This window comes from Empedobacter tilapiae, assembly GCF_004785645.1.
Taxonomy (GTDB): Bacteria; Bacteroidota; Bacteroidia; order Flavobacteriales; family Weeksellaceae; genus Empedobacter; species Empedobacter tilapiae.
The window spans coordinates 57,153-69,619 of sequence record NZ_SRPE01000009.1 but is presented as its reverse complement, the minus strand read 5'-3'; the positions used below and the strand labels follow the sequence as shown (position 1 = coordinate 69,619).

Here is a 12,467-nt window from a genome sequence, read left to right as displayed (position 1 = left end):
TTATTTCTTAATTTTGTAATACTTAATATATCTTTCTATAAATGAAAATTAATTTTAAATATATTTTGATGTGTCTTGGGGTGGCTTCTGTTGGCTTAACTTCTTGTGCATCAAATAAAAGTTCAAAAAAAATAGTCTATAAGAAAGTAGAATCAAAACAACCTACAAAACCTGTAGAATCTACGCAAACAACTATTATTACTACACCAAAAACTGAAATTCCTAATAAGAAAGATGAAGTTTTTACAGTGAAATTACCAGAAGTAAATCGTGAATTCCGTGCAGCTTGGGTAGCTTCTGTTGCAAATATTAACTGGCCTTCTAAAAAAGACTTAACGACAACGCAACAAAAAGATGAGGCAATAAAGTTGTTGGATATGTTAGAGGCTAATAATTTTAATGCAGTCATTTTTCAGGTTCGTCCAGCCGCAGATGCTTTGTACAAAAGTAATTTCGAGCCTTGGTCTTACTTTTTAACTGGAGAAGAAGGAAAAGCTCCTTCACCATATTATGATCCGTTGGAATTTTGGGTAGAAGAAGCGCATAAACGTGGAATTGAGTTGCATGTTTGGTTAAATCCTTACAGAGCGCATCACAGTAGTGGAGGTCCTGTTACAAGTGAATCGATGGTGAAAAAATCGCCAAGTAATGTGTTGAGATTGAAAAATGGAATGTATTGGTTTGATCCTGCAGACAAAAAAACGCAAGATCACGTTTCTGAAGTTGTTCGTGATATCGTTTCGCGTTATGATATTGATGGTGTTCATTTTGATGATTATTTCTATCCGTATGCATCATACAACGGTGGAGCAGATTTTCCAGATAATTCAACTTGGAATGTCTACAAAAATAATGGAGGAACATTGTCGAGAGCAGATTGGCGTCGTCAAAATGTGAATACAATTATCGAAAGAATTTACAAAGAAATAAAAGCAGAAAAGCCTTTTGTGAAATTTGGAATTAGTCCTTTTGGAATTTGGAAACCAGGATATCCTGCTGGAATTACAGGTTCTTCGCAATATGATGAATTGTATGCTGATGCAAAATTATGGCTGAATAAAGGTTGGGTTGATTATTTTTCGCCTCAATTGTATTGGCCAATTAATTCGACAGGACAAAGTTTTCCTAAATTATTAGAGTGGTGGAAATCAGAAAATACACATAATCGCCATCTTTGGCCAGGTTTGAATACTGTAGAAGTAAAAGTTTCGGATAGAACAACAGAGATTACAAATCAGGTAAAAATGGCTGGAGAGATTTTGCAAAACAATGTAGGAGTTATTCACTGGAGTATTGCTGGATTAACGAAAAATCCTTCGATGTTGAGTTATCTGAAAGAAGGTCCATACAAAGCTAAAGCTTTGGTGCCAACTATGAATTGGATAAAAGCAGATCTTTTGGCAAAACCAAGTTTGTCTGTGAATGCCAAAACATCAGAAGTTGTGATGAATTGGAATGATTATAAAATGAATTCGAAGGTTTCAAAATGGATTTTGTATACACGTTACAACAACGATTGGGAAACATCTATTTTGGATAAAACCAAAACAAATCAAACAATTTTGAAACATAAAGATGGTAAAAGCTTAACGGCAGTTGCATTAAAAGCTGTAGATCGTTTAGGAAACGAAAGTGATTATGTTGCTCAAAAAATTAATTAAGAATTGAATTTTTCTTAAAATAAATCCTCAACATAAGTTGAGGATTTTGTTATTTTTTTCTCTTTAAAATATAATAAATCGCATCGTCGTCATTTTCTTTCGATGTGTAGGCAAACTGAAATTCATATCCATTTGCAGACATAAAATTCAACGCATCAATCATCGAATTGAATTTTATGGTCGTACCTTTTTCATCTTTAATTTTCAAACCATTTTTGAAAGAAATAGATTTTGTTTCTTGCCCAAAATCCAATCGGATATTCATTTTTGTACTCAAACCTCGGCTAGTTCCAATAACTTGGACATAATCTACGTCAATATCTTTAATAGGAATATCATTTACTGTTTGTGCAAATGCAAAACTTCCGAAGAATAATCCCAAAACAAGTGCTAATTTTTTCATCGTTTTAAAAATTGAGTATTTAATTTAAAGTTAAATAAAATAAATATTATTCGCTCAATTCTAACCAACGAAATTCTTTTTCTTCTAATTCGTCTACAATTTTTTGTAGTTTATCTCCAATAGTTGCAATTTTGTCGTAACCTAAATTTGGATCAGAAAGCAAATTCGTTAACTCTTCTTTCTTGGCTTCAAGAATTGGTAAAGATTTATTAATTTCCTCTAATTCTCGCTGTTCTTTAAACGATAATTTTTTTGGTTTCGCTTCTTTTATTTTTTCTTTTGATTCTACTTTTTCTTGAATAACGATTTCTTTTTCAATCTTTTTATCCTCAGTTACGGGCTTGTTTTTATTCTCGATATGATATTCTGTATACGTTCCCATATAACGAGAAATTTTTCCTTCTCCTTCAAAAATCATCAATTCATCGACCACTTTATCCATAAAATATCTATCGTGGGAAACAACTAATAAACAGCCTTGATATTCTTCTAAGAAACTTTCAAGAACCGTCAAAGTAGGTAAATCTAAATCGTTTGTTGGTTCATCAAGAATCAAAAAGTTAGGATTTTTGTACAAAATTGCTAATAATTGCAGACGTTTTTTCTCTCCACCACTCAACTTTGAGATAAAAGTATGTTGTTGTTCTGGTGTAAATAAAAACATTTCTAAGAATTGCTCTGCACGCATTTCTTTTCCATTAGAAAGAGGGAAAAAATCTGCGATATCTTTCACAAACTCAATGACACGTTCGTCGCCTTTAAATTCAATTCCATCTTGTTTGAAATGTCCTATATTTAAAGTTTCTCCACGTTCAATAATTCCATTATCAGCAGGTTCGATTCCTTCTAACATTTTTAAGAAAGTGGTTTTACCAACTCCATTTTTTCCGACTAAACCAATTTTTCCACCACGAGCGAAAATATATGAGAAATCATCTAAAATTTTCTTTTGACCAAATGCTTTCGAAACATGTTCCATTTCGATGATTTTTTGACCTAAGCGCGTCATTACCATCTCTAATTTAACTTGTTGATCGACAATTTTATATTTAGCAACTTTTTCAGTATCATAAAACGCGTCAATACGAGATTTAGATTTTGTTGTACGGGCTTGTGGTTGACGACGCATCCATTCAATCTCTTTACGATAAAGGTTTTTCGCTTTGTCAATTGTCGCATTTTGATTCTCGATACGCAATGCTTTATTCGTAATATAAGTTTCGTAATTTCCTGAATGTACATACAATGTTTTGTCCTCCATTTCGAGAATTTTGGTACAAATTGCATCTAAGAAATAACGATCGTGCGTAACCAAAATCAATGTTTTGTTTTCTTTGTTCAAGAAATATTCAAGCCATTCCACCATTTCAATATCCAAATGGTTGGTAGGCTCATCTAAAATCAAAAGAACATATCCAGTTTCGAAACTTAAATCAATCAAAAATTTTGCTAAAGAAATACGTTTACGCTGACCTCCAGAAAGTTTTCCAATTTTTTGATCCAAGAAATCAATCTTCAATTTTGATAAAATTTCCTTGATTGTTGGTTCAACTTTCCATGCATCTAAAACATCCATTTTTCCCATTAAATCAATTAAATCAGGATTTGTTGGATCATTTTCGATCATATTATCATATTGACGAACAACATCTAAAACTTCATTCGAATGATTGAAAATATATTCTTCACTTTTTAAATTTTCGTCAAAGTCATCACTTTGATCTAACATTAAGATTTTAACACCTTTATTTGGACGAACTTCGCCAGAATCGGCCGTTTCTAATCCAGCTAAAATTTTAAGTAAAGTAGATTTTCCACTTCCATTTTTTGCTACGAATGCGATTTGGTCTCCTTCGTTTACATGAAAATTAACATCTTCAAATAAAGTTCTGATTCCGTATGATTTGGTTAGATTTTCAACTGTAAGAAAATTCATGGTTTATTATCTGTTTTGTAAGTTAAAAAAGACGCTAAATCTTTTCTGTTTCGATTTGTTTCATCGATTGTTTAGCTTTTCTTATTTTAACGATTAGAATAGCCAAAGATAAGACAAAGCAAATACTTCCTATTACAATTAGATTATTTAAATGTGGTTGAATTAACGCAGGCTCGCCTTTTTCGATGAAAAGTATTCGGAATATTTTCAAATAATGTGTTAATGGAATGCAATCTGCAATTGCTTGAATCCATTTTGGCATTTGACTTAAAGGCCATGTAAATCCACTTAAGATGAAACTTGGTGTTGCTACAACCATCAAAACTTCGGTTGCTTTTAATTGGCTTGGAAGGAGAATGCTGACTAAAAATCCTAAAAAGCAAACGGCTAAAATAAATGCAAGAGAAGAAGTGAAGAATGGCCAGAATTCGGTTTCTAATTTCATGTCATAAAACATTCCGAACCAATAATACAGCATATATATAAATACTGACATAAATAAATAAGGGAAAGTTTTGACGAATAAAATGGTAAACGGATTAGATGATTTTGAGATTAATTCATTAAATGTTCTATTCTCAAATTCTGAAGCAAATGAAAGTGCTAAACCTAATAATAAAACTTGTTGTAAAACGGTTAATAAAACACCTGGAAGCATAAAATATAAGTAGTTTCCACTTCTGATATTTTGACGAATCATCGTTGATTTGAATGGTTCGTAGCTTTGTGTTGCAATATATTCTGGAACACCTTGTTTTCGAGCTGTTTCTATTGAAATACCAGCTTTCATTGTTGTTAAAACTGTAGTAATTGCGATTGCCGCTGTATTAGAAGTTAACGTATTTGAAGCATCTACAAAATAAGCGATTTCAGGTAATTTTTTTTGTTGTACATCAGACTGAAAGTTTCGAGGAATAACAACCACAACTTCAGCTCCGATTGCTAAAGCTTTATTCTTAGAATCAAATGTTGAAGGTAAAACTTCAGCAACTTTCACCGATTCATTTTCATCTAACATCTGAATAATTTTCTGACTTGTCGTCGTATGATCTTCGTCTACAATAATAATTGGTAAATTGGTTACATTTCCTTTTTTATAAACATTTCCGATCAGAACACCATACATAATAGGTGCTCCCAAGAATAAAATTGGTAAAACAGGATTCTTGAAGAAAAGTTTGAATTCTCGTATAATTAAATGAAAAATCGTTTTCATGAGAATTTATTTAGCGTTAAGATCCAAAATTACATTTGCTTTTGTCAATAGTTGAGTAGCTTGTTTATAGTCAACAGGGACAACTTTTACTTCATATTGCGATTGTTGTTGATCGATATCAGGATAAGCAGTCGAAATATTAGCATACGAATTAAGTACTTTTATCGAAACAATTTTACCTTTCAAAACCATATTATTTTTATAAGGAACTTTTAAATTGACGATTTGATTTTTTTGCAATTGTCCGATTTTATTCTCAGGAATTGTAAATCTAAAAAATGTAGTTTCTTCCAAAATTCCGTTTGCAATAGAATATCCAGCCAAAGCTAATTCTCCAACTTTTAGATTAATTGTTTCAACCGTCATATCTTGCGGTGCTTTGATGTGTCTTTCAGCTTCTGCAACATCTACTTCTTGCAAAGCTCCCAAAGCACGTTCTTTTTGTCCCAAAGCCATTTGTTGTTGTTCAACTCGCGCGCCATTTTCGGCATCGGCTAATTCAGCTTTTGCAGCTAAATATTGGTTTTTAGCGCCTTGATATTTAGCATAAACTTCATCATAACTTTGTTGCGGAACAAGACTATCTCGAAGCATATTTTTTAGTCTATGATTTGATTTTTCTGCATAATCTAATTGTTCTTTCAAGCCAGCAACTTTTGCACGTAATTGTTTCAATTGATTATCTGTCGCTCCTTTTTTCGCCATTTCGTATTGAGCTTCGGCAGAATTTACTGCACCTTCTGCTTGACTTTTCTTCGCGTCAACTTCTGGTAATTGTAAGACAAAAAGCGTTTGTCCTTTTTTTACTTCATCACCTTCGTGAACTAATATTTGATCTATTTTTCCTGGGATTTTTGTTACAACGTTAATTTGATCGCGCTCAATTTTACCTTGAAAAATAGTTTGCTCATCTTTTTTATTTTCCTTGTCAGATGATTTACAATTTGTAATAAAAAATAATCCGCTTAAAGCAAAAATATAGGATAATGTATTTTTCATGATTTTAATTTGATAATTGATTAAATAATTCTCCAGAAGTTTGGAGTAATTCGTAGGTTTTAGAGCGTTGATCCAAGATTTGAGCATAATAGCCTAAATTGGCTTTGTAATAATCATTTTCGGCAGCCAAACGTTCGGTTACATCAATCAAGCCTTCTTGAAATCGTTTTGATGCAATTTCTAAATTATTCGTTGCAATGGTATTTTGTTGATTATTTACTTTCAGCTTTTCAGTAGAAGTTTCGTAATCAATTTTGTTTTTGCTTAACAATAGATTGAGTTTTTCTTGTGAATCTTTCAACTTATTTTCATTTATTAAAATGTCAGTTTTTGCTTGTGCCAATTTATTTTTATGTTGTCCACCATCCAATAATTCCCACTTTGCACCAATACCAATTAATATATTCGGAAACAACGTAAATTGATTCATTTTTAGATTAACATCTCCCAAAATATCAGAGTCTTTTAGTTTTAATCGACTTCCCAAAATAGATGTGTAATTTGTATTTGCAAAGGCAAAAACTTGAGGTAAATGTGAGCCTTTTTCTTTTTGATACAAAAATTCGTAAGCTTTTACAGAATGTTCAAGAGCTTTTAGTTCTTTTCTGTTTTCTAAAGTATAGCTTGATGAAAGAATATCGATAGGTGTAAGGTCATATTGAATTTGTTGAAGATCTTGTTCCGATAGATGTGTCAATGTTTCCAGTTTTTTGTACAACAATTGTCGATTACCGTTCAACTCAACTTGTCGAGCTTCTAACTCTAGCATTGCTAATTTTATTTTTTCACGATCATAAGGAATCGCTAAACCATTTTGAATTGCTTTTTGAACTTTCAGATGTTCTTTGTCTAGTCGTTTTGTAGAATTTGAAATTAATTCTTCTACTTTGACCAATAACATCAATTGATCATAGGTTTGTAAGATATCTTTTGTGATAATTTCTTTTTCGGCTTCTTTCAAATAATTTAAAGCAGTACTTTTTTCCTGAATAGCACTTAATGCATTTGGAATTTGTAATCCCGAAAATATAATTTGAGTAGCGTTAACTCCAACAGTAAATAATCCTGCTGATGTATTAAATTTTTGATTTCCAGAAAAAATTTCTGTTGACAATAAATCAATTGATTTTGTAGGAATATCTATAATTCCATTTGAGTTTAAATAACTTCCTAAAGCAATTGCTGATATATTAGGTTGTAATTTACCTTTTACTTCGTTGTATTGATAGTTATTTTTTTCAACTTCGAGTTGTTTATTTTTCAATTCATAATTCGTTTCAATAGCTTTCTCAATAGGTATTCTAAGCTGAGGATCAATAATTTGTTGTCCAAAACTTGAAAAAGAGAAAAGTAAAGTGGCAAAAGAAAAATAATGTATAGTTCGCATTATTGTATTTTAGGATAAATTTAACAAAAAATATACCATGAATAAAAGGCTAGCATTAGAATGTGATTAAAAATAAAAATCCTGAAACCGTTTATAGTATCAGGACTTCCAAAAATTGCCAATAAAATGGCGCATAGTTCAATGTATTTAATACTTTTTATCAATAATACTTAATGTTTCATTCAATGATTCTTTCATCATTTGTTCTAAATAATTAGTTGTTGTTTTATTGATTGTTTCGTTTATATATTTAGTTCCTCCAATTGTTTCACTGTATTTTAAAGTGTTATTTTTAAGATCTAAAATATTAATATAAACATATGTTTTAGCAATATATTTTTGTTTGTTAGTTGGATCATAATCAAGTCCAGGTTTTACATTTATAATAACTAAATCATCTAGTTTAATTGTTTTTTTTAAATCATTAAATTTGACTTGATCAATATTCTCTTTAGTAATTAATTCATTTGGAACGAAATTTTTATCATATGTTTCAATCATTTGATATTTATATTGATTTTCATCTAATATTTTTACTGATTTATCACGAATTATTTTTATAGCATTAAATTTAGAATTTAGTTGTTTAATTTGGTTTTCGATTGGCTTAGAATCTATCTTATTATCCAAATTTTGGGAATTATGTTCGAAAAACCCTACTGAATCTATGTTAATTAAAACACCAACTTTATTTACAGGTACATCCAAAGCACTTTCGTACATTTCTGTATTAAGAGCCAATTCTTTAGGAGCGTCTTTTTTTTGCTCACATGATTGGGTAAAAAGCATTCCCCCAATTATAAAATAAACTAAACTTTTCATACAATATACTATTACCTCATTAAAGATAGTGATTAATAATGTTTTATAATACTTTTTTTCTAATAATTTTCTTCTTCATCTTCATCAAATGTTTTAGCTATTTTTTCAATGTTTAAGCTTTTTGCCATAGCATCAAAAATCTCTTTATAAGTACCATTCATTTTGTACACATCTTCATGAATACCATTTTCTACAACTTCACCTTGTTTCATTACATATGTATAATCTGCATCTATAATTTGAGATATACTATGCGAAATGATAATTACTGTTCGGTCTTTCTTAATTGCATCCAAACTGTTTTTGATTTGTTCCGTTGCTATTGCATCCAAGCTTGCAGTAGGTTCGTCTAAGAAAATAATTGGTGGGTTTTTTAGAAACATGCGTGCAATAGCGATACGTTGTTGTTGTCCACCAGAAAGTAACAGAGCTTTGGATAGATAAGCTTCTGGTAAATCCAAAATTTGTTCGTGAATATAAGCACGTTTTGCAGCATCTTCTATTTCTTCGAAGGTTGCATTTACATTTCCGTATCGTATATTTTCTTCAATAGTTCCATTAAAAATGTGATTTTTTTGTAAAACCAAACCAATATTGTCTCGTAAAAATTGTGTGTCATATTCTTCTAAATCAATTCCGTCCAATAGAATTTTTCCAACATCAGGTTGATAAAATTTATCTAATAAATTAATGACAGTACTTTTTCCAGCACCAGACAAACCAACTAAAGCTGTAATTTTATTGGGTTGAATTGTCATATTGATGTTTTTCAATGCTTTGTAACCATTTGGATAAGAAAAATCAACATTTTGAATTTCGAATTTGCCTTTTAAATTTGTTGGAATATAATTTCCAGATGATTCTTTTTCGTTGTCTGCTTTCAAAATACCAAAGAAACTTTCCGAATAAATCATAGCATCATTCATTTCATCATAAATACGATGCAGTTGGCGAATTGGAGCCGAAACGTTGTTAAACAACAAAATATGAAACATAATTGCGCCAATTGTCATTTGTCCATCAAGAACTAAATAAGCTGTTAGAATAATAATTATTACTACTCCAAATTGTTCTATGAAAGATTTTAAACCATCAAAAAAGAAACTTGTTTTACGTGTTTGCATTTGATTATTCGTCAACTCTTTTTGTAAAGCAAGTTGTTTTTTCCCTTCGATATCTTCTCGATTAAATGATTTAATTACTGTAATTGAATCAATTATACTGATAATTCCTTGTGATTTTTGTTCGCGATAACCTCTCAGATTTCTACGCCAACCACTTAATTTTTTTGCTTGTTGCTGCGTAATAATGAAATAAATTGGAACGATACAAAGCCCAACCAATCCAACATAAAAATTAGCATTGAACATCAAAATTAAAGCAACAATTGAATTAGCAAAAAGTGGTAGAATATCGATGAAAAAGTTTTGAACTAAACGTGTCAAGCTTTCAATTCCTCTATCAATACGAGTTTGAAGTTTTCCTGCTTGATTATCTTGATTTGTGTAAAATGCCATTTTATACGTTAAAATCTTTTCGATAATCGCTTGTGCTAAATCTTGGGAAACTAAAATTCGAAGTTTTTCCCCATAATATTTTTGACCAAAGGTGATGAAAGCATTCAATATTTCTTTTGTTATCAAAACAATCGTGATGAATGAAATGATTTTTAAACCTTCTTTTAATCCTTTTCCAACTTCAACTAAACCATTTATAGAATCTACAGTATATTGTAAAATCAATGCATTTACTTGTGAGGTAAAAGAACCAATTAAGGTAAGGAGCAAAGTTGCAATAACCAAAGAGCGATAAGGTTTTACAAATGGTTGTAAATTTTTGAAAAGCTGAATAATTGTCATTTATTTACTCTTTTAAAGTTTTGTCTTTTACAAAAACATGTCCAACTTTTGTGAAATCATAAGCAATCTCATATAAGTACTCTAATAAATCCTCGACTAATTCAGAATCATTTTGTAAAGCTTCAGTCTCTATTTCAGTATAAATAATAGTTTTTTCTTTGAATTCTATTGTTTTAGGCAAATGTTCTGTTTCATATTCTCCATAAAGTCTAATATTCTGAAGTAATAATTGTAAAGTTTTTTTCATTAAACGGATGTGTTCAGAAGTTAAAATAACAGAATTATTCTTTTTTAAAATTTTAACCAAACCAACTGAATATGAAACGAAAGATTGATTGAAAATAGTAAATTTATTTAATTCATTAGCATTTTCTTGTTTTCCTTTTGGCTCGGAAATTACACGTTGAAAAACCGAATTTATATTTGCCATTGCAATAAAAACATCTTTTCGAGCTAATTTATAATCGGTTGTAGAAACTTCATTATCTGCTAATTTTTTAAATATCAGATAAATAAATTCGTAATTTGCAATAAGTGCTTTCTGAATATATTCATTCATATTATTTTTTTCCCAAGTAGGTAAAATTAAATAACAAGAAATAAAAGCCATAAATCCTCCAACCAACGTATCGATTAATCGTTCTTGGATAATATATAATGAATCTTTCTGTGAATAGAAACTAAACGAAATTAGAATATATGCTGTTAAATATAATGTTCCAACAGCGTATTTGTGACGTATAAATGTATAAGCCATCAACATAAAAAACAACATCAAAGAGAATCTTATTACATGTTGCGGGAAAATAAGAAGAATCAAAACTCCTATTAAACCTCCTGCAATTGTACCTTTTAAACGTTGAAAATTTCGTTTTTTTGTAACACTGAAACCTGGTTTCAAAATGACTAAAACTGTCATTAAAATCCAATAACTATGATATGTCATTGGTATAATAAAAGTAACACCATAAGCTAACAACATAACAATTGAAGCTCTGATTGCATGTCTAAAAATAGAAGATTTTAGATTTAAATGATCTTTTAATTTACCGAAAGAGTAATCTACAGTTGGTTCAAAATGTTCTGCATGATCCAATGGATTTTTCTTTTTTTCTGTAAAAGAATCATCATAGAAAAATTTATGAATAAATTCTATTTTATAGACAACTTGTTTTAGATTAATATAAATTTTGGTTAAAACGATTGGTTTTTTACCTTCTGCATATAATTCTTTGATTGCATCATCAATCTTTTTTAATTCAACATCAAAGTCAAAAGTCGGTTGTTTTGGACGTTTATTAGAGTTAATATGATAAGCAATCATTTTTAATTCGTGCGCCAACTTATTCATTAAATTGTAAATTTTGCGCATCGCTTTTGAATCGCCATAAATTTCTCTTATTTTTTCGTAATCATATTGAGTAGCCGTAATATTTTCGAAAATATCAATTAAATCAGAAAAAATGAAAACAATAGAACGACCAATTGGTGTCTGATCTTTTACTAATCTTTTGTTAGAAAAAACTAGTTCGCGAACTAAGTTTTGTTTTTCATTAATTACAACATGCTCATCAATCAATTTCTTGATAATATCATCATAATTAGAATCTTTATCAAACATAGATGCTTTGATTCTTATATACTCAGAAATATGAATCATTGTATCAGCTAAGTTTTGCTGCGCCATACGATAAGGACGAAAGGTACTAATAGCTAGACTAAAAATAGTATACCAAGCTGCTCCAGCCGTTACAAAAAGCGCAATATGAAGAGGACTTAACTCATGTCGTAAATCATTCATATTCATCACCATCGACATCATTATAACCATCCCAAGAGCACTTGTACGTTGTCCCCAAACGGTTAACATGTTAGAGAAGAAAACGATAACTGTTAAACAAATACCTAGAAATATTGGGTAACTATTAATCGTTTTGGTGAAATATGAAACAATAAAAATCATAATGACAGAAAGCCACATTAGGTTTCGGCGCTCTTTAAATGGACCAGGAGTATCTGTCATATGAGCTAAAACAGCTCCTAGACTTATTGTGACACCAGCATATAAATCGCCAAAAAAACTTGCAACTAAAGGAGGAATAATGATAGCTAAAGATGTTTTAATTCCATCAGCAAGAGCTTCTCCATAGATAAAGTTTTCAATTTTATTTTTGAGTTCCAAAT

Annotated in this window: 9 protein-coding genes; 1 reads left to right on the top strand and 8 read right to left on the bottom strand. The window is 30.2% G+C overall.

Going from position 1 to position 12,467, the window contains the following annotated elements; genetic code table 11:
* Window positions 1-41 precede the first annotated feature (41 nt).
* Window positions 42-1,661, top strand: coding sequence for a glycoside hydrolase family 10 protein (locus tag E4J94_RS12875; RefSeq protein ID WP_135836208.1), 1,620 nt, complete (start codon window positions 42-44; stop codon window positions 1,659-1,661).
* Between the two features lie 49 nt (window positions 1,662-1,710).
* Here E4J94_RS12875 and E4J94_RS12870 read toward each other — a convergent pair whose 3' ends face one another.
* The 8 genes from E4J94_RS12870 to E4J94_RS12835 all read right to left on the bottom strand — a co-directional run bounded on the left by E4J94_RS12870 (window position 1,711) and on the right by E4J94_RS12835 (window position 12,465).
* Entirely contained in the window at window positions 1,711-2,064 is a 354-nt protein-coding gene (locus tag E4J94_RS12870; RefSeq protein ID WP_135836207.1) for a hypothetical protein, read from the bottom strand.
* 46 nt (window positions 2,065-2,110) lie between these two features.
* On the bottom strand, window positions 2,111-4,000 hold the full coding sequence (locus E4J94_RS12865; RefSeq protein WP_135836206.1) for an ABC-F family ATP-binding cassette domain-containing protein: 1,890 nt from the start codon (window positions 3,998-4,000) through the stop codon (window positions 2,111-2,113).
* 34 nt (window positions 4,001-4,034) lie between these two features.
* Entirely contained in the window at window positions 4,035-5,216 is a 1,182-nt protein-coding gene (locus E4J94_RS12860; RefSeq protein ID WP_135836205.1) for an ABC transporter permease, read from the bottom strand.
* Window positions 5,217-5,222: 6 nt separating this feature from the next.
* Window positions 5,223-6,215, bottom strand: a complete 993-nt coding sequence (locus E4J94_RS12855) for an HlyD family secretion protein (protein WP_135836204.1) — start codon at window positions 6,213-6,215, stop codon at window positions 5,223-5,225.
* A gap of 4 nt (window positions 6,216-6,219) precedes the next feature.
* Window positions 6,220-7,602, bottom strand: a complete 1,383-nt coding sequence (locus E4J94_RS12850; RefSeq protein WP_135836203.1) for a TolC family protein — start codon at window positions 7,600-7,602, stop codon at window positions 6,220-6,222.
* A 147-nt stretch (window positions 7,603-7,749) separates the two neighbouring features.
* The gene (locus E4J94_RS12845; RefSeq protein ID WP_135836202.1) at window positions 7,750-8,424 is read right to left on the bottom strand and encodes a hypothetical protein; all 675 of its coding nucleotides are present in this window, start codon (window positions 8,422-8,424) and stop codon (window positions 7,750-7,752) included.
* A gap of 59 nt (window positions 8,425-8,483) precedes the next feature.
* On the bottom strand, window positions 8,484-10,283 hold the full coding sequence (locus E4J94_RS12840; protein ID WP_135836201.1) for an ABC transporter ATP-binding protein: 1,800 nt from the start codon (window positions 10,281-10,283) through the stop codon (window positions 8,484-8,486).
* 4 nt (window positions 10,284-10,287) lie between these two features.
* Window positions 10,288-12,465 carry an FUSC family membrane protein gene (locus E4J94_RS12835; RefSeq protein ID WP_135836200.1) on the bottom strand — a complete coding sequence of 726 codons (2,178 nt, stop codon included), beginning with the start codon at window positions 12,463-12,465 and terminating at the stop codon, window positions 10,288-10,290.
* Window positions 12,466-12,467 lie beyond the last annotated feature (2 nt).